The sequence below is a fragment of the Rouxiella aceris genome (assembly GCF_012933545.1).
GTDB classification, from domain to species: domain Bacteria; phylum Pseudomonadota; class Gammaproteobacteria; order Enterobacterales; family Enterobacteriaceae; genus Rouxiella; species Rouxiella aceris.
In genome coordinates, this window is sequence record NZ_JAADJU010000015.1 from 95,955 (window position 1) to 114,686 (window position 18,732).

The window sequence follows — 18,732 nt, forward strand, 5'->3', positions numbered from 1 at the left end:
CTGAGTCAATAAGCGACCTTACTCTTCACCCCCGCAGTGCGGTAAAACATGTGCATTGGGAGAGAAAACATGTCTGCAGAAAATAAGATCCGTGAGGAAATCTGCGAAACCGGCGCCAGCCTGTTTCAGCGGGGATATATCGTAGGGACTGCCGGGAATATCAGCGCCAGACTAGACGATGGTTGGTTGATCACGCCGACCGATGCCTGCCTGGGGCGACTTGACCCGGCAGCTATTGCCAAAGTAAGCACCAGCGGTGAATGGATCTCGGGACTCAAGCCATCCAAGACACTGTTATTGCATCGCCAGGTTTACGATAACAATCCTGATGTTGGTGGCGTACTGCATACCCACTCTACCGCGCTGGTGGCATTGACGCTGGCGGGGGTATGGAGTGAGGGAGCGATCCTGCCGCCTATCACCCCTTATCAAGTGATGAAGGTCGGTAAAATCCCACTGATCGCTTACTGTCGCCCCGGAGCGGCCGAGGTGGCCAGTCAAGTGGCGGCAATAGCCAGCCAGGTGCGCGGCGTGATGTTGGAACGTCTCGGGCCGGTGATCTGGGAAAGCTCGGTAGCCAAAGCCGGATTTGCCCTCGAAGAGCTGGAAGAGACTGCACGATTGTGGATGATGCAGCAGACAAAACCTGCGCCTTTATCCCAGCAGAACCTTGATGAGCTGGCCAGCGTATTTGGCACCCGTTGGTAGCCCAAGCAAGGAATAGCGTGGGAGTGCGTACTCCCACGTTATTATAAGCCTCGATTAAAACTCTCGTTTAACGGTGATATAACCATTAAAAGTTACAGAGCATTCCTCATCATTAACAATTGATGAGCCTATTAATATATTCTCCTTCCCCTCCTTGTTTACAAAACTATATCTTACAATCAGGTTTCTGGGGTTATACTCCATAAAGGCATTTTTCATACCTTCAAAATCATCATAATCTAAATTTTCAATAGCCTTTTTAGCCATTTGTTCAGCTAAAAGTTTACTAACAGGCTGATTATCGATAAGAGTGATTTTTGTTTTACTTTTGATGATATCTTGATCATCATTGGTTCCCCAGTCATAACGCATTGCATGCATTAAATCGATATCAGCTGATCCTACCACTGCGCACGGGCTATTTTTAACAGCAAGGCTATTAAAAGAAATCCCAGTTAGAAATAGAATCATCATGATTTTCATTTTATAAAAAATTCCATTTTATTTTTAAAAGGTTTTAAATAACCATCATTGAGATAATCCCCAGGAGAGTGGAATTGCTCCTCTATTGAGGTGAAAGCAAGTCTAAAACTCTCGTTTAACGGTAATGTAGCCATTGAAATTTACCGAGCATTCTTCATCATCAACGATTGATGAACCTACGAAAATATTCTCCTTTCCCTGTTTGTTTATATAGGTGTATTTAACGATAAGATTTCTGGCATTGTATTCCATAAACGCATTACGCATCCCGTCATAATCGACATAGTTAAATTGGTCTACGACTTTTTTTGCCATTTGCGCTGCTAATAGTTTAGTGACAGGCTGGTTATCAATTATCTCAAGTTTTGTTTTAGTCTTTAAAATATCATCTTCATGTATACCAAAATCTTGCTTCATAGCTTGTATTAAATTTATGTCAACAGTTGAGCCTATAACTACGCATGGATTAACCATAGATCCAAAGGCATTAGATGAAATGCCGATGAGAAACATTGCTATGAAGTTTTTCATTTAACAATCAGCTCCTTGTCGCCGCTGTCCCAGATAGTTATACGATTTGATTCGATTGCAATAATGCAACCTTCAGAGGCAGCACCAGGGTGATTACCTCTATCACTATGAATACGGAATTCTTCGCGGCCACACATATTGTTTGAGCAATGGTAATGTGTATGACGGTGATTTTCCCGTTTAACGCGAAAAAGATAATAATCCCTCTTTGGGCTATCGCCGGTAGCGATAATTTCCCTGGCTAAAGTTCGAAGAAAAACCAGTAATTTTATTGTAAATTTTATTTTAGACAGCTTTGAATAACTATTATTGATGTAGTCAATAGGGGGGATCCCTCCCCTATTGAGGTGAAAGCAAGTCTAAAACTCTCGTTTAACGGTGACATAACCATTAAAGCCTATGGAACATTCATTATTATTGACAAAGGATGAGGCGATAAAAATATTCTCCTTACCATTTTTATTAAAATAGGTATATTTAATAATCAAATTTCTTGGCTCATCTTCAGTATAGGTGGTCAGTAATTCATCGTAAGAAAGGTACTTATATTTAGATTGTTCGTTTTTAGCTAATTGCTCCGCAAAAGCTTTGCTGATAGGCTCGTTGGCTATTAATTTTACTTTGGTTTTATTTTTTACAAGAAGATCTTGGCTAATGCCTAGATCTTCTTGCATAGCATTCATCATATCGATGTTTAATGATGATCTTGCGACAGCACAAGGGTTGCTGGCTACGGCTAAGCTATAAAATGGCAATCCACAGAGTAAAATAGTAACAAATGCTTTCATTTTACAAGGAGCTCCCTGTCATTGCTATTCCATATATCCCTACGAGTGTTAAAATCTGTAACTATACAACCTTCTGAGGCAGCGCCAGGATGTTTACCACTATCACCATGTATACGGAATTCATCGCGGCCACACATATTGTTTGAGCTATCAGGTATCAATGGTAATGTATAGGGGCCAGTTTTGGTGGAATTATAAGGTGCGCCAATAGTGTATCTACCTCGTGGTAGTGGTCCTTTGTTTTTTACACACTCCTGGTCCGGATTATTATAATAACCGATCGCTCCTGCGTACTTGGCTTCAAACTGGAATACACCATCTTTGTAAAACTTTGCATTTCTTACATCATATTCCCAGGTCATAATTAAGTCCTTTTATTCCATTGGTCCGTATGGGTGATATTGCCATCAAGATAGTGCCAGGTGATACTGCTAAAGGCCAGGTCAATATATTCATGGTGGTTATGACTTATATTGTTATCCTCTTGGATAGCAAAAAAGGATTCAATATCACTGACTTTAACTTGATCCAGCGTGGTGCGAAAGTACTCCTGTTCTTCACCGGCGTGGTTAATTTGATAAAACTTAAATACCGCCTTGCTAAATGATTCTCCTGAGGTCAGGGCGCGATATAGATAGGGGGAGGTGGTATCGATCTCTTTTTCAAAGGCATAGCCACTATGTTGCCGCTTGGCGGTAATTTTTCCGTTGGCATTATCGATGGTTTGCTCAACGGTATGCATTAATTCCAGTACTTCAATGCTACCTTCGCGCCCTTCAATATCCACATCGCCCTTAATCAGTGCACCGCTATGGTTATATAGCCAGAGATAAACGGGTATCGCCATAAATGACATCCTTGTTGTCGGTTTAACACAAGGATTATAACGGCGTTTTTTTTAATGATTGCAGGATTTAATAAACAAAAGCTAAATGAAATGGACTTTTTAATTTTATTATTGCTGATTTAAATAAGTGCTGGCACTAATATCCGGTGAACTTAATGATTGTCCCGTTGGCTAATGCATCAGGATATTTGCGGTGTTGCCAGCTTGCAAATTACTTGCTGTTATTTTTCCGTTTAACACGAAAATGCAAAAGATAATAATCACCCTTTGGGCTATCACCGGTAGTGATAATTTCCCAGCCGCGATGTTGGTAAAAGGCAACGGCAGTTTTATTTTTTACCAGACATTTTAGCGCGCCGGTGCGGGTGAAACTTTGTTCTACCGCCTCGATAAGCTGGCTGCCGACTCCCTGACCCTGCGCCTGTGGGGCGACAAACAGATTATGCAGAAAATTTTCCTGACTAAAAATCGAGGCAAAGCCGGTAATTTTACCGTCGGTCTCGGCCACGATCACTTTTTCGCCCAATACCGCGCGGTCAAAATCTTCCAGTTGCCAGCTGCTGCTGTCTAACCAGGTCCAGGCAGTTTTGCGCGCGGCTAAATAGAGGGTGCGTAAGAAAGGGCGGTCAGTTTCCTGATAAGGGCGGATAGGCAATGCTGGCTCCTGGTAACATATTAAGCTAACGGTAATAACCAAGATAATAGCCAAATAATGCACCGCTGGCGCTATTTTGAAAAACTATTACAGCGATAGTCCAGTGGCAACTAACAGGGGCAAGAGGGGGAAATCCGTAAAACATCCGCACCCGCCGGGGCGCGGGTGGGGTTCAGTCGAGGTAAAATACCGGTTTTAGATCGTCGCTAAGCGGGCTGTTATCAGCATTGGCAGGCATTACGTCGGCCATATGTTGCCACCACTTCTGGCAAATATCGGTGCTGGCCACGGCATCCCATCGTTCCTGCGATTCGATTTCTACATAACCAAATAGCAGATGGCGTTTTTCATCCAAAAAAATACTGTAATGGTGGGCGCCATGGGCTTTCAGGGTTTCTGCCAGCTCCGGCCAAATTGGCGAGTGGCGACGCTGATATTCGGCGTGAGCATTGGGATTTACCTGCATAACGAAGGATTTTCTGATCATGATTATTCTCCTGAAAGCAAAGAGGCCAGTAACCCTGGCCTCCCGGTTGTTGATAACGATTTAAATCACAGGGCGCTCAGATATAACTGGCGCACCTCTTCCCGGCTGGCTGTGCGCGGATTGCACGGTGCACAAGGGTCAGCCAGCGCCTTGTCGAGCCAGTCTTCGATATCCGCTTCGCGGATCCCCAGTTCTTTAAAGCCGGAAGGAATACCGACACGCAGCGACAGTTTACGAATGGCAGCAATTGCCGCGATACTGGCCTCGGTTTCGTTCAGCCCTTGAGTTTCGACGCCCATGGCGCGAGCGATATCGGCAAAACGCCGGGGCGCCGAGGCTCGGTTAAACTCTTCGACAATCGGCAGCAGAATGGCATTACAGACGCCATGCGGCAGATTATGCGTGGCACCCGGCTGATGTGCCAGTGCGTGTACCAGCCCAAGACCGGCGCTATTAAACGCCATACCGGCCAGATATTGCCCCTGAGCCATTTTCTCGCGGGCTTCGAGATTATCACCATGATCCACCGCCTGCGGCAGCCATTGCGTAATGGTGGAAATCGCCGCCAACGCCGTAGGATCGGTTAACGGATGCGCGCCGACAGAAACATAGGCTTCAATGGCGTGCGTCAAGGCATCCATCCCGGTCGCGGCGGTAACGCCGGCGGGGATCTTAAGCATAATCGCCGGATCGTCGACGGCAATATCAGGGATCAGATTACTGTCAATGATCACCTCTTTAACTTTGCGCTGACTGTCGATAATCACCGCATTGCTGGTAAGCTCAGCGGCGGTACCGGCGGTGGTATTGATCGCCACCAGGAACACTCCCGGTTTACTGACTTTGCCGACGCCAGAATAACGGGTTACCGGGCCGGGATTGGCGGTAAGGATTTTGATGCCTTTCGCGGTATCAATCGGACTGCCGCCACCAAAGGCGATCAGGTAATCGCAATGATTTTCCTGATACAGACGGAAGCCCTCATCAACTACCGCCGAAGTGGGGTTGGGCACCACGCCACCATATAATGCATAAGGCAGCGCCGCGCTTTTCAGCGCCGAGAACAAGCCGTCAAGCAAGCCCAGTTCCACTAACTGGCCGTCGGTGACAATCAGCGCCTTGCCGGGCTGTCGGGTTGCCAGCATGGCCACCATATCGACGATCGCGCCCTGGCCGTGCAGACTGATTTTGGGTAATGCCAGCATAAAACTCATAGAAAAATCCCTCTTGATATCAAATGATTTGTCTCCGCAGAGACACCGTTCGCCGTCCTTGCCGTCCATTACGCCGGGGATTGCCTGAGTCCCCGGGTCTGGATTATTGGTCGCTGTGTAAACGTCCCATCAGGCTTTCAATGCGGCAGCGAAAGGCGTGACCTCAAAACGTTTGGCAAGAGCAATCAATTCCTCAGTCTTGATAGTCTGCTTTTTCCCGCCCATAGAACGGACTTTAACCAGAATTTCAGCAGATTTTTCGGCGGTATCGATCAGTCCAAAAGCATCATCCAGCGTTGGTCCGCAGCCAAAGATACCGTGGAAGGCCCACAGCACCAGACTGTGATGCTGCATTTGATCCGAGGTAGCGGCACCAATACCGTCGGTGCCCGGGACCATCCACGGCACAATACCGACGCCTTCGGGGAACACCACCAGACATTCGGTGCTGCATTCCCACAGTTCGCGGGTGATTTTGGCGCTATCGAGTTCCAGTACATAGGTCAGGGCAATCAGGTTGGTGGCGTGACAGTGCATAATCACCCGATCCTTACCCTGGCTAACCTGTTTGCGCACGGCATGTGACTGCAGGTGTGAGGCCAGTTCCGACGTCGGCAAGCCACCGGCGGTCAGTCCCCAGAGGATTTTGTAGCTGGTGCCTTGCCCATCGAGCTGGATAATGGCCAGCGCTTCCGACGGTGCCAGTTGCACGTTACGGAAAAACTTGCCGGAGCCGGTAACAATAAAATATTCATTGGCCAACGCCGGTGCATGCTGGCTGAGTTCAACCTGACGCGGCTGCGGGTAAAAATCCTGCAGATAAGGCGCTACCTCTTCCGCCGTCAGGCGCATGCTGACGTTGCCGCCGTTGCGCTCGTCCCAGCCTTTCAGCCACATATCGGTGGTCGCTTTGACCATGCCTGCTACAAACCACGAACTAAATAAAGTTTTCATCAATTCTTTCCTGCAAATAACCAATAGGGTGAATGCGTATCGGCAAGGCTTAGCGTTTGGCCAATACCTGAGTTTCGTACTGGCGCACGTTGTCGAGCCACTGGCCACCGACGGGGACGTCGTGACGCTGGCAATAGCTGTCCCACACCGCCTGCCATGGCAGCGATTTTTGTTCTTCCAGCAAGGCCAGACGTGCGGTGTAATCGCCTTCGACTTCCAGTTTTTTCAGTAACTCCGTCGGTTCCAACAGCGCTTTCAGCAAAGCCTTTTTCATATTGCGCGTACCAATGACCCAGGCGGCGATGCGGTTGATGGAGGCATCAAAGAAATCCAGGCCGATATGTACACGGTCAAACAGCTTGTGACGCACTATTTCACTGGCGATAGCCTGAGTTTCGTCGTCGAGCAGCACCACGTGATCGCTGTCCCAGCGTACCGGACGGCTAACGTGCAGCAGCAGCCGTGGCACATACAGCATGGTGCTGGAGATTTTGTCGGAGATGACTTCGGTCGGATGGAAATGCCCGGCATCGAGGCAGAGTGCAGTCCCACGGCTGGCGGCATAGCCGAGATAGAATTCGTTGGAACCGACGGTGTAACTTTCTGAACCAATACCGAACAGCTTGCTTTCGACGGCATCAATATGTTCATTTGCGGAGAATTTCTCGGCAATAACTTCATCAAGAGCACTCATCAGGCGCTGACGCGGAGCCAGACGGTCGACGGTGATATCTTTCATGCCGTCCGGGATCCAGATATTCATGACCGACGGCGTACCCAGCGCGCGGCCAAAAGAGGCAGAAACGCGGCGGCTGGCCTGGCAGTGTTCGATCCAGAAGCGACGGATTTCCGGATTAGTGTGCGACAGGGTAAAACCGTCGGCACTGAGCGGATGCGAGAAGCAGGACGGATTAAAGTCCAGACCAAGATGGTTCTTCTGCGCCCATTCGACCCAGCCGGCAAAGTGTTTGGGTTCGATTTCATTACGCGCCACCGGCTGGTCAGATTCCAGATAGATAGCATGTAAATTTAGACGATTAGGGCCGGGGATCAGCGAAATAGCCAGTTCCAGATCGTCGCGTAACTGCCGGGCATTGCGCGCTTTGCCCGGATAGTTGCCGGTGGCCTGAATACCGCCGGTCAGGCCACCTTGTGAACTTTCAAAGCCGGCGACATCATCCCCCTGCCAGCAATGGATGGAGATCGGCAGGCTATCGAGTTGTTTGATTGCGGCTTCGGCATCAATGCCCAGTTGAGCAAAACGTTCTTTAGCAAGCGCCCATGCGTTGTCGATTGATGAAGTCATACAGCAAGTTCCTCATTGGTGTGACACAGCGCCTGAAAACGGCGCCAGTGAGTGGAAAAGTCCGCGTGAGTGCGGGGCACGTAGTGGTGTTGTTCGAAGTTGTTGGCCACAATGCGGCGGAATTCGCCGGCATCGGCAACGGCATGCAGCGCCATTAACTGGCAACCGATATTGCCGAGGGTCGAGGCCTCAACCGGCCCGGCGCTGACGTTAAGCTGACAGGCATCGGCGCAGAGCTGGTTCAGAAACTGGTTCTGACTGCCGCCGCCGACAATATGAATATTGTCCAGCGGCCTGCCCTGTAACGCCGCCAGTTGCAGCGAAACCTGGCGATACTGCATGGCCAGACTGTCGAAAATGCAGCGCGCCAATTCGGCGGCGGTGTCGGGTACCGGACCACCCTGTTGCCGACAGGCTTCGCGGATGGCGGTGACCATCGAACAAGGATTGATAAAGCAGTCTTCGTTGGGATTAATCAGATAGGTGAATGGCTTGATGGCCTTCGCCTGGGTGATCAAAATCGGTAAATCCTGCACATTCAACTCACGGCAGACGCGCTGAAACAGCCACAGTCCCATGATATTTTTCAGCACCCGATAGCTGCCGTTAATGCCGCCTTCATTGGTGATATTGTCGTGCAGCGCCTGGGCATGATTGAAAAACTTCTGGCTCTCAATGCCCATTAACGACCAGGTCCCCGAGCTGAGGTAGGCACTGTGCGTATTGCTAAGGGGAGCGGCAACCACCGCGCTGGCGGTATCGTGGGTAGCGACGGCAAACACCGGCACCTTGCGTCCGCGCGGGCTATGCCACTCGCCGAGGCTATTGCCCGGCTGGGTGGGTTTTTGCAGCCAGCGGCGAGGCACCCCAGCCAGTTTCAGCAAGTCGTCATCCCAGTCGCCGGTGGTGATATTTAGCAACTGCGTGGTGCTGGCGTTGGTATATTCCCAGTTCATGTTGCCGGTAAGACGGTAGTGGAAATAATCCGCGATCATTAACAGATGCGCGGCTTTGCTCACCACTTCCGGCTGTTGCTCGGCCAGCGCCCGCAACTGATATAAGGTATTGAACGGCATAAACTGAATACCGGTTTTTTGATAAATAGTCTGACGGCCAAGCTGCTGCTCCATGCGCGCCATCACCCCTTCGGTACGGCAGTCGCGGTAGGCAATGGGTAATCCCACGCGTTGACCCTGTTCGTCCAGCAGCACGTAATCCACCCCCCAGGTATCGATACCTATGCCATCGAGGGCAATACCGGAGGCATCCAGACGATTGAGGCCTTCACGAATATGCCGTTCAAGGGCATCGAGATCCCAGGTTTCGTGACCGTCAATACGCGTCAGATTATTGGGAAAACGGTGAATTTCCTGCAGTGTCAGCGTGGGCGCCGAGTCGGGTTGCAAACGGGTAAACGTCGCCAGCATTACCCGGCCACTGGAAGCGCCAAGGTCAATTGCGGCAAGATAGTGAGTTGTCATAGCGGCCATTCCTTAGTGAATATGCTGGCCAGTGTAGGAGGGGCAGGGGACAGACACCTTCCGGTGACTGCCACCGGTTTTATCGGAATGGCAGCATTAAAAAGGTAGATGCGAGGCAGATCACAGTTCGCTGCAAAGCTGGCTTTTTGCGCGGAAAACCGCACGTTGCAGCAGTGGCTGGGGGGGATTGTGACCTTGGCCGCAGAACCGTATTAAAGCCGGTTGAATCTTGAAAAAACGACCGGCGATAGCGTTTTTACTGCCACGGTTTGAAGGTAAGGCCGCAGCATGCGGGGTAGGCTTTTTCTAAAGCCCTATACTGTTGCCTAACCGGAGGCGAGAAATGACGTTACTAAAAGGGGATGATTATTTTGCCGCGCCAGAGTTGACCGTCACGGTCGAACGACGCCTGCCGCAAGAGGCATTCCCGGAGCACTACCATGACTTTCATGAGATTATGCTGGTGGAAAGCGGGTCGGGGGTGCATATCTTTAATGATATTCCCTATATTCTGACCGCGGGCACCGCCTGTTTTGTGCGTGCCAACGATCACCATCTTTTTGAAAATGTCGACAACCTGCGGCTGACCAATGTGTTATTCCGTTCGCCCAAAGCCTTTCGCTTTATCCAGGATATCGACAACTTTCTGCCGCAGGATCACCACTACCCGACACAGATTCACTGGCAACTCAGTCCGCCGGTGCTACAGCAGGTATTGCAGTGCGTTACCCAGTTGGCTGCGCTGCCCGATAATGTGGATATGGGCGCTATCGCTATTCGCGAAAGTCTGTTTTTACAACTGTTGATCCTGTTCTATCAGCAGCGCTTCCAGCCACAATTGAGAGATACCTCCGAAAACCGGGTCAATCAACTGTTGCAATGGCTACAGTCACATTACAGTGAAGAAGTTAACTGGACGGAATCTGCAGAACGTTTCTCGCTGGCGTTGCGTACCTTGCATCGGCAGATCAAACACTACACCGGCATGACGCCACAGCGTTATCTTAACCGTTTACGTTTGCTGGAAGCGCGTCGGCGCTTATACCAGAGCGATCAGAGTATTACGGATATCGCCTATGCCTGCGGATTTAGTGACAGTAACCATTTCTCGACCCAGTTCCGTCGGGAATTTTCTGTGTCGCCAAAACTTATGCGTGATCAAGTAGGTTAAGCGGCATCGTTCGCGGCCAGTGGTCATCTGCCCCTGCGCCGCTTGGCTTATTTGCTGCCCTGGGTACCGAGATCGCTGTTATGTCACTGAAACTGACCAAAAATGATTTTTTTCTTACCGGTATCAATTCGGTGATGGTGGAAGAACGTCATCCTCAGGCAGACTTTTCCTGCCACGATCACGATTTTGATGAACTGGTGATTGTCTGGCGCGGCAATGGCCTGCATATCTGGAACGATATTCCTTATCCCATTACCTGCGGTGATCTGTTTTATATCAACGCCAAAGATCGCCACAGCTATGAGTCGGTCAACGGCCTGGTGCTGGATAACGTGCTGTACTGCCGTGAGCGTTTCAGGCTGACCGCCGACTGGGAGCAGCTATTGTTGGGGGAACATGCCAGCCAGGAACAGCGTTACTGGCGGTTAAGTACGCTGGGGATGGCGGTGTTGCGTGACAAGGTGGATGAACTGGCCAAGGAGTGCATGAAGTCGGAGCCGCTTTCCGTACAGTTAAGTGAAGCCCTGCTGATGCAACTGGCGTTGCTACTGCTGCGTTTTCGCCATCAGCCCAACAGCGGCGCACTGCCCGATGCCCATCAACTGGATCTGTTGCTGATGGCACTGCGGGCCAGCATTGCCGAACCTTTCCACCTCGACAGTTTTTGCCAGCAGCATCAGCTCGGCTCTCGCGGATTGCGCGCCTTGTTTAAACATCATACCGGGATGAGTGTTCCTCATTACCTGCGCCAACTGCGGATTTGCCGGGCGATGAGTTTGTTGCGTTATGGCAATAAGACTATTGGCGATGTGGCGGCGGAATGCGGGTTTGACGACAGCAATTACTTTTCCGTGGTGTTTAATCGTGCCTGCGGTGTTTCGCCACGTGATTATCGCCAACGTTTTATCACTCAGTTGCGTAAAGCGCCTATGCAACCATCGGCGGTGGTCAATCTTTCCTGATATCTTTCCCGTTGCAATGAGCATAACGGCAGCAACCCGCCTGCCGTTATGCGCTATTTTATTTACAGCGCCATACCCAGCCCGACGATATTGGCCGCCAGAATAATCACCAGCGCGCCAAGGCACAGAATACGCACCGGTTTTTTGCCCACGCCGCGCCATTCGTTTAATACCAGACCGACAATACCGCCGCACAATACATAGAAACTCATATGCAGCATCCAGCTCATATAGTCATATTCAATAGGAATGCTGGCATGTCCCCAGGCATAAAAGAAGAATTGCAGGTACCACATAATGCCGGCAATAATCGAAAAAATGATATTGGCGAAAAGCAGCGATTTGGCCACCGACATATCGGCTTTTAGCGAAATATTTTTGCGGGTTGCCAGGCGGATAAAACAGAATCCCAGATTGACGATGGCACCGCCGCCCATAATCACCACATAACTTGGCAGCGCAATATACAGCGGGTCAATACCCAACGCTTTCGCCGCCTGATGCATAGGTACGGCAGCGCTCATGGCAAAAGACATACCGGCAGAGAAAATGCCGCACATTACCGCCAGAATCAGCCCTTTGCGCAGATTAAACTCTTCGGCTTTAATGCCCAGCGCCTGTTCTTTCAGATAACCGGCGTAGCTGACAATCGCCACCCCAATCACGGCGACAACTACGCCAAGCAGCGTCAGTTGGCCGCCGAGGGTACCAAAAAGCAAACCGATTTTACCTTGCAGGATCGGTGTCATCAGCGTGCCGATAATCAGCGTAATACCGATGGCAATGCCGATACCCAACGACATCCCCAGGTAGCGCATGGTCAGGCCATAGTTGATATTACCGACCCCCCACATGGCGCCGAACAGGAATACCGGCAGCAGCGTCATAAAACTGAATGAACCGTAATAGGCCCAGAAGTCAGGTAACAGCGCATAGCTGACTGCCCATGGCAAAATGATCCATGAAAAGAAGCCGCCCAGGGACCACATGGTTTCCCATGACCAGTTTTTGACTTGCTTAAATGGTGCGTAGAAGCACGCTGCGCTGGCCGCGCCTATCAAATGCCAGATGATCCCTAAAACAATCGAACTGTTCATTACCCTAGACCTTTTGTTATATAGCGAGACAGGTATCAGTGAAGAGATAAGTGATGGCGCTGCCTATGCCGGGATAAGTGCAAAGCAAGACAGCGGTTGAGCAGTAGTTTAAGAAGTGTCTGGCGGGCGGGCCTTCCGGCCACTGCCACAAAGAAATGGCAGTTGGCATTCACTGAAAGGTGAAGGTGAGTCAGTTCACAAATTCGCAGATTGCTTTAAAAGGCATCAATATCACCCGGGTAGTGATGCCAATATTGCATTGATATAAAAAGATAATTTATTTTTTCAGGCCTGGGGTCGGGAGCGATTTTTGCCTCGCCGCGATTAACTCTTTGCCTTTGCATGCAGCGAATGAGTCAGCTCATGGGCATAACGAATAAAATCAGTCACCGCTTTATTTTTGACATGCCGCTGCCAGCTTAAGGTCAGCGTTGTGGTAGCCGCCGCTTCGCTGAGAAAACAGTAATTCACATCGGGGATCATCACGGAGGTTTGGGTTTCCGGCACCAGCGTCACCCCCATTCCCATCGATACCAGACCGATGGCCACAGAGACATCGCGGGTAAACTGGATTTTCTGCGGGACAAATCCCGCCTGCTGACAGGCATTCATCGCCGACCATCCAAGACCGACGCCGGGAGGGTCTTTCTGGATAAGAAATGGCAAGGACGACAGGGCAGAGAGTGCGATTTTCTTTTCCTGACCCAGAGGATGATTGCGCGGCAGCACGGCAATCAGTGGCCGGGTAGCCACATCGAGATAGTCAAGTTCCGGATATTGCGGCACCGGTGATCGAACCAGCGCTACATCCAGTTGGTAATTTAGTAAAAGTGTAAGTTGTTCGTGAACATTATGTTCTTCTATCACGATCTCGATATCGGGTTTCTGCTTGCGATAACCATTAATTAACAGCGTTAAGGCCGGATCAAGAATCGAAGAACCGACGTAGCCGAGCTTTAGCTGTCCTTTATATCCCAGCCGTAAACTGCGCGCATTTTCGAGAAATCGATCGTAATGATTAATGGCAATACGCGCTTCCTCCACCAGTTGCTGCCCCTCAAAGGTCAGTGCAACATGGCGCCGATCGCGGGTAAACAACGGGATTTGCAGTGCCTGTTCAAGCACTTTGATTTGCAGGCTTAATGCTGGCTGGGCAATACCCAGTCGCAGTGCCGCCTTGCCAAAATGCAGCTCTTCTGCCAGCACCACAAATGACTGTAATTGTCGGTAGTCCATAGGTTCTCCAGTACGTTTCCCTAATAGTAATACCTTATCAAAGTGCCGGGTATTGTTATTGGACTCTTATCAGTATTCCTCTGAAACTGTGCGGGCAACGGCAGGAAAGGTCAGTGCACGGGCACTGAGTTTTCGGTCGTTATTGCCAGAATGCGGCGGGGCTATACATACCGCTGAATTGCCGATTACCTGACTCAGAGGGCATTGCTATGTCTGAAGTACAGAAAAAAGTGACGGATCTCCGTTCCGCACTGGAGCTGTTAAGCCAGTACGATGACGAACTGATCTACACCGATGAACCCGTTAATCCTATTGCCGAGTTAGCCGGGGTATACCGCTACGTCGGCGCACATGGCACGGTTAAACGTCCAACCCAAATCGGACCAGCGATGATCTTTAACAAGGTCAAAGGCTATGACGATATGCGCGTGCTGATAGGTCTGCTCTCTTCACGCAAACGTGTAGCGCGCCTGTTTGGTACCACCCCGGAAAACCTGGCGTTTATGCTCAAGGATTCCGTTGCCGATCCCATCGCACCTATTGTTATTCCTCGCGAAAAAGCGGTGTGTCAGGAAGTGGTTCATCTGGCCAGCGATGCGGACTTTGATATCCTGAAGATCCTGCCTGCGCCTACCAATACCCCGGAAGATGCCGGTCCCTATTTCACTCTCGGCATGTGCTACGCCGCGGATCCTGAAACCGGCGAACATGACGTGACTATTCACCGTCTGTGCGTGCAGAGCAAAGACGAAATTTCCATGTACTTTGTGCCGGGCCGCCATCTCGATACTTTCCGCCAAAAAGCGGAAGCCGCTGGCAAACCGCTGCCAATTTCCATCAGCATCGGTGTCGATCCGGCCATTGAAATCGGTGCCTGCTTTGAGCCGCCAACCACCCCGCTGGGTTTTGACGAACTCTCTATCGCCGGTAGTCTGCGTAAGCAGGCGGTAGAGCTGGCCGAGTGTCTGACGGTAAATGCTCGCGCTATTGCCAACGCGGAAGTGGTGATCGAAGGTGAACTGCTACCGAACTATCGCGTGCGAGAAGATCAAAACACCGATACCGGTAAAGCCATGCCTGAATTCCCTGGTTACACCGGTAGCGCACAGGCGCAGGTTCCAGTTATTAAAGTCAAAGCCATTACTCACCGCCGCCATCCGATCCTGCAAACCTGTATTGGGCCAAGCGATGAGCATACCAATATGGCGGGTATCCCCACCGAAGCCAGTATTTTGCAGATGGTTGAACGTGCACTGCCGGGCTTTGTACAGAGCGTGCACTGTCCAACACCGGGTACCGGTAAATATCTGGCGGTGCTACAGGTGAAAAAACGCACCCCGGCTGACGAAGGTCGTCAACGCCAGGCCGCACTGCTGGCTTTTGCCGCTTTCTCCGAGCTTAAACACGTCATGCTGGTGGATGAAGACGTCGATATCTTTGACCTCAATGACGTGATCTGGGCGATGACCACCCGCTATCAGGGTGATGTCAGCACCGTCTTTATTCCCGGTGTACGCTGCCACCCGCTTGACCCTTCATCCGATCCGGCCTTTAGCCCGTCGATCCGCGACCACGGTATTGCCTGCAAAACCATTTTTGACTGCACAGTACCTTACAACCTGAAAGCGAATTTCCAGCGCAGCGAGTTTCTCGAGGTGGATGTGAACCGCTTTATCCCGGGTTTTAACAAAAAATAAGGAGACAGCATGTCAGGGTCTGCATTACGAACACCGCGGAAACCGCGCGTCATTGTTGGCATTAGCGGTGCGTCCGGATTTTCTTACGGCGTCCAGGCGCTGCGCTATCTGCGCCAGCTTGATGTCGAATCGCATCTGATTATTTCTCCGGCGGGTCACCTCAACCGGGAACATGAAACAACGCTTAGCGAAGCGGATGTGATGGCGCTGGCGGATGTGGTGTATCCCTTCCGCGCGGTGGGAGCGGCCATTGCCAGCGGATCATTTCGAACGCTCGGTATGCTGGTTGCGCCTTGTTCAATGCATACCCTGGCCGCTATCGCCAACGGCCTGACCGATAACCTGCTGACGCGGGCGGCAGACGTCGTGCTTAAAGAGCGTCGTCGGCTGGTGCTGATGGTACGAGAAACGCCACTGCATGCCGTCCACCTGCGCAATATGCAGCAAGTGACCGAATGCGGCGGCATTATCTTTCCGCCGGTGCCAGCGCTATACGCCAGGCCGAGCAGTGTTGAAGAGATTATTGCGCATAGCGTGGCCCGGGCGCTGGGACTGTTGGATCTTGACTGTGCCGATCTGCCGCGCTGGGGGGAAAATATGCAATTAATGACCAGGGGAAAAGACTCGTGATTATTGGACCTTATATCAACGGCTCTGCCGTATTGATTGGTGGTATTGTCGGCGCATTGCTCAGTACGCGTTTGCCTGAACGGCTGCGTTTGTCTATGCCTTTGATTTTTGGCGCTGCCTCAATGTGTATGGGGGTTGTTCTGGTCGTAAAGGTCAGCCATATGCCGGTGATGGTGCTGTCGGTTATTTTGGGGGCCTTGCTGGGTGAACTTTGCTACCTGGAGAAGGGCATTGGCAAATTGGGCAGCAAAGCGCGCAGCTTTGTGGAACTGTTTGTTAAATCCGACGCCAGCGATCAGGCTTCTCAGGAACAGTTCCTGCAAAGTTACGTGGCGATTATTGTGCTGTTTTGTGCCAGCGGCACCGGGATTTTCGGTTCGATGCATGAAGGCATGACCGGAGATACCAGCGTACTGATCGCCAAGTCATTCCTCGACCTGTTTACCGCAGCGATTTTCGCCACCACCCTCGGTTTTGCCGTGGCCGTGGTTGCTGTACCGCAATTGATTATTCAGTTGCTGCTGGCCTATGGGGCAATATTTATTCTACCGCTGACCACGCCGGCAATGCAGGCCGATTTCTCTGCCGTTGGCGGGGTATTAATGTTTGCCACAGGTTTTCGCATTTGCGGCATCAAAATATTTCCGGTGGCCAATATGTTGCCTGCGCTGCTGCTTGCCATGCCGATCTCCAGCCTGTGGAGCAGTTTTTTTTAAAAGATATAAATGCTCACCCGCTTAGATAAAACAGCGGTAAAGGAAAAATGTTATTGCAGAAAACAGGGTTGTCCTACTGCGCATTAGTGATTTATCACCTGTGTTGGTTGACTGTGGCATTTTTTCTGCGAATAACCGGGGTCCAGGGACTGGAAATAACGAATGTTTATCTAATAAAAAACAGGTTATATCATGATCAGAAATAAACTTTCCCTGGCCGTGGCATTAGTGATGCCATTGACCACTTTCGCCGCGGAAAATACGACTATCGCGCCGGAAGGAGTAAAAACTGAAGTATTAACAGTGACGTCATCCGCGGATGATGGCAGTGCCGGAACCTTGCGCTGGGCGCTGGATAAGAATAATCAAAATCCAGGCCATTACCGTATAGAACTTCAGTCGCCGAATAATCAGCCATTGGTTATTAAACCGCTTAAACCTCTGCCGGCAGTACAGGGACCGGTAGAGATTATTAATCTTGACTGGCTGCGCAATGGCAAATATGCCGCCATTGATGGCTCCGGTTATATTAAAGGCAGCGATCCGCAATCCTGTCCAGGGGCAGTCAGTGGCCAATATGGTGCCAATGTTCGCACCACCACCATGCCAGGACTGGTTTTACGTGATACTCATGATGTGACTCTACAGGGACTGGAAGTCCGTAATTTTTGTATTGGCATTTTAATCAACCGCGCCAAAGACAATGTGATTGAGGACAGCCGTATTGTGGGGAATCATGGCGGTGCGGGTATTATGATGACCGGCGATGATGGCAAAGGAAATTCCACCACGACCAGCACTGAGCGTAATAAAATTATTCGCAATGCCTTTATTAATAATGGCGATGGCATGGAAACCACGCGCGGTGCATCATTTAACCTGATTGCAGATAACTTTATTACCACCGACCAGGTACATAACCAAGAGCCATCGCAGGGGCTGGAAATATTGTGGGGCAATGACAACGAAGTGATCCACAACCATTTCGAAAATTATTCCGACGGTGTGCAACTTAACTGGGGCAACCGTAACGATATCGCCGGTAATACCTTCAGCAACCTCTCTTCTGCCGTTACCCTAAGCGGTACGGGCAATATTGTGGATGGCAATACTATGACCGGCAACCGGGTCGCGGTATCAGTGCGTCCGCAGGGGGAACCAGGACCCAATCACACCTTTGGTATTAACCGTATCACCGGACCGGCGGTTAACCGTATTACCGCCAATATCATGGTGGGTAACGGACAACCGGTGAATCGTTGCTTTGCCGGCGGCAGTTGTCTGCCGGGATATGCCGGTGCCATTATCTTTAATGTGCCGGGTCTGGAGCATGCCGCCTTTATCGGCAATCGCGGTGGTGGCATCAGTAATGACACCAGTAAACTGGAAAAAATCTGCGCTATTGATGGTAAATCAGCAGACTGCGAAAAAACGCCGAATAAAGACCAGCATGCGCCTTTGATTACCCATGTTAGCCGTCAGCAGAATGACCTGACGATCGACGGACAGGTGAAAGGCGAAGCCAATACGTTGTATCGCGTTGAGTTCTTCTCCAACAGCAAATCTGCCATGGATGAAGCGGAACATTACCTCGGTTATCAGATGGTGGCCATCGATGCCAAAGGTGAAGGAGTGATCCACGAAAAAATGACCCTTGCTGCCGATTTGCCAGTGGCGAATGTTACCGCAACGGCGACCACCAACGATGGAGCCACTTCGCCATTAAGTACGCCGACCGCGCTGAAATAATTAAGTCATAGCGCACACCC

The 18,732-nt window shown here is 50.5% G+C and carries 20 protein-coding genes; 7 read left to right on the top strand and 13 right to left on the bottom strand.

The features are described 5' to 3' along the window. Positions 1-69: 69 nt before the first annotated feature. Complete coding sequence (otnC, locus tag GW590_RS22300; protein ID WP_169405282.1) at positions 70-708, top strand: 3-oxo-tetronate 4-phosphate decarboxylase; 639 nt, start codon at positions 70-72, stop codon at positions 706-708. A gap of 54 nt (positions 709-762) precedes the next feature. Here the strand turns inward: otnC and GW590_RS22305 are convergent, their stop codons facing one another. The 11 genes from GW590_RS22305 to rhaB all read right to left on the bottom strand — a co-directional run bounded on the left by GW590_RS22305 (position 763) and on the right by rhaB (position 9,454). Further along, entirely contained in the window at positions 763-1,191 is a 429-nt protein-coding gene (locus GW590_RS22305; RefSeq protein WP_169405283.1) for a hypothetical protein, read from the bottom strand. Between the two features lie 102 nt (positions 1,192-1,293). Beyond that, complete coding sequence (locus GW590_RS22310) at positions 1,294-1,722, bottom strand: hypothetical protein (RefSeq protein ID WP_169405284.1); 429 nt, start codon at positions 1,720-1,722, stop codon at positions 1,294-1,296. Positions 1,723-2,081: 359 nt separating this feature from the next. Beyond that, on the bottom strand, positions 2,082-2,510 hold the full coding sequence (locus GW590_RS22320; protein WP_169405285.1) for a Shiga toxin A subunit: 429 nt from the start codon (positions 2,508-2,510) through the stop codon (positions 2,082-2,084). After that, positions 2,507-2,872 (bottom strand): tlde1 domain-containing protein, encoded by a 366-nt coding sequence (locus tag GW590_RS22325; protein ID WP_169405286.1) that lies wholly within the window; start codon positions 2,870-2,872, stop codon positions 2,507-2,509. The genes GW590_RS22320 and GW590_RS22325 overlap by 4 nt, the downstream gene beginning before the upstream one ends. Before the next feature lie 2 nt (positions 2,873-2,874). Next, positions 2,875-3,357, bottom strand: a complete 483-nt coding sequence (locus GW590_RS22330) for an Hcp family type VI secretion system effector (RefSeq protein WP_169405287.1) — start codon at positions 3,355-3,357, stop codon at positions 2,875-2,877. A 211-nt stretch (positions 3,358-3,568) separates the two neighbouring features. Next, positions 3,569-4,012, bottom strand: coding sequence for a GNAT family N-acetyltransferase (locus GW590_RS22335; RefSeq protein ID WP_235956014.1), 444 nt, complete (start codon positions 4,010-4,012; stop codon positions 3,569-3,571). A gap of 172 nt (positions 4,013-4,184) precedes the next feature. Next, entirely contained in the window at positions 4,185-4,499 is a 315-nt protein-coding gene (rhaM, locus tag GW590_RS22340; RefSeq protein WP_169405289.1) for an L-rhamnose mutarotase, read from the bottom strand. Between the two features lie 65 nt (positions 4,500-4,564). Further along, positions 4,565-5,713, bottom strand: coding sequence for a lactaldehyde reductase (fucO, locus tag GW590_RS22345; RefSeq protein WP_169405290.1), 1,149 nt, complete (start codon positions 5,711-5,713; stop codon positions 4,565-4,567). A 129-nt stretch (positions 5,714-5,842) separates the two neighbouring features. Further along, the gene (gene rhaD, locus GW590_RS22350) at positions 5,843-6,667 is read right to left on the bottom strand and encodes a rhamnulose-1-phosphate aldolase (protein ID WP_169405291.1); all 825 of its coding nucleotides are present in this window, start codon (positions 6,665-6,667) and stop codon (positions 5,843-5,845) included. Between the two features lie 49 nt (positions 6,668-6,716). After that, the gene (locus GW590_RS22355) at positions 6,717-7,973 is read right to left on the bottom strand and encodes an L-rhamnose isomerase (RefSeq protein ID WP_169405292.1); all 1,257 of its coding nucleotides are present in this window, start codon (positions 7,971-7,973) and stop codon (positions 6,717-6,719) included. Further along, positions 7,970-9,454, bottom strand: coding sequence for a rhamnulokinase (gene rhaB, locus GW590_RS22360; RefSeq protein ID WP_169405293.1), 1,485 nt, complete (start codon positions 9,452-9,454; stop codon positions 7,970-7,972). The genes GW590_RS22355 and rhaB overlap by 4 nt, the downstream gene beginning before the upstream one ends. 343 nt (positions 9,455-9,797) lie before the next feature. Here rhaB and rhaS point away from each other — a divergent pair, with 343 nt between their 5' ends. Both rhaS and rhaR read left to right on the top strand, forming a co-directional pair. Then, positions 9,798-10,625 carry an HTH-type transcriptional activator RhaS gene (gene rhaS / locus GW590_RS22365; RefSeq protein WP_169405294.1) on the top strand — a complete coding sequence of 276 codons (828 nt, stop codon included), beginning with the start codon at positions 9,798-9,800 and terminating at the stop codon, positions 10,623-10,625. A gap of 80 nt (positions 10,626-10,705) precedes the next feature. Beyond that, positions 10,706-11,587, top strand: a complete 882-nt coding sequence (gene rhaR / locus GW590_RS22370; RefSeq protein ID WP_169405295.1) for an HTH-type transcriptional activator RhaR — start codon at positions 10,706-10,708, stop codon at positions 11,585-11,587. 62 nt (positions 11,588-11,649) lie between these two features. Here rhaR and rhaT read toward each other — a convergent pair whose 3' ends face one another. Together rhaT and GW590_RS22380 are read right to left on the bottom strand one after the other, a co-directional pair. Then, positions 11,650-12,684, bottom strand: coding sequence for an L-rhamnose/proton symporter RhaT (rhaT, locus tag GW590_RS22375; protein ID WP_169405296.1), 1,035 nt, complete (start codon positions 12,682-12,684; stop codon positions 11,650-11,652). Positions 12,685-13,008: 324 nt separating this feature from the next. Then, on the bottom strand, positions 13,009-13,920 hold the full coding sequence (locus GW590_RS22380) for a LysR substrate-binding domain-containing protein (protein WP_169405297.1): 912 nt from the start codon (positions 13,918-13,920) through the stop codon (positions 13,009-13,011). 209 nt (positions 13,921-14,129) lie between these two features. On the opposite strand from GW590_RS22380, the gene GW590_RS22385 reads away from it, so the two are divergent. From GW590_RS22385 to GW590_RS22400, 4 genes are all read left to right on the top strand, one after another. Then, positions 14,130-15,617 carry a UbiD family decarboxylase gene (locus tag GW590_RS22385; RefSeq protein WP_169405298.1) on the top strand — a complete coding sequence of 496 codons (1,488 nt, stop codon included), beginning with the start codon at positions 14,130-14,132 and terminating at the stop codon, positions 15,615-15,617. A 9-nt stretch (positions 15,618-15,626) separates the two neighbouring features. Then, on the top strand, positions 15,627-16,247 hold the full coding sequence (locus GW590_RS22390) for a UbiX family flavin prenyltransferase (RefSeq protein WP_169405299.1): 621 nt from the start codon (positions 15,627-15,629) through the stop codon (positions 16,245-16,247). Then, complete coding sequence (locus GW590_RS22395; protein WP_169405300.1) at positions 16,244-16,963, top strand: DUF554 domain-containing protein; 720 nt, start codon at positions 16,244-16,246, stop codon at positions 16,961-16,963. Before GW590_RS22390 ends, GW590_RS22395 begins: the two co-directional genes overlap by 4 nt. 192 nt (positions 16,964-17,155) lie before the next feature. Next, on the top strand, positions 17,156-18,712 hold the full coding sequence (locus GW590_RS22400) for a NosD domain-containing protein (protein WP_169405301.1): 1,557 nt from the start codon (positions 17,156-17,158) through the stop codon (positions 18,710-18,712). Positions 18,713-18,732 lie beyond the last annotated feature (20 nt).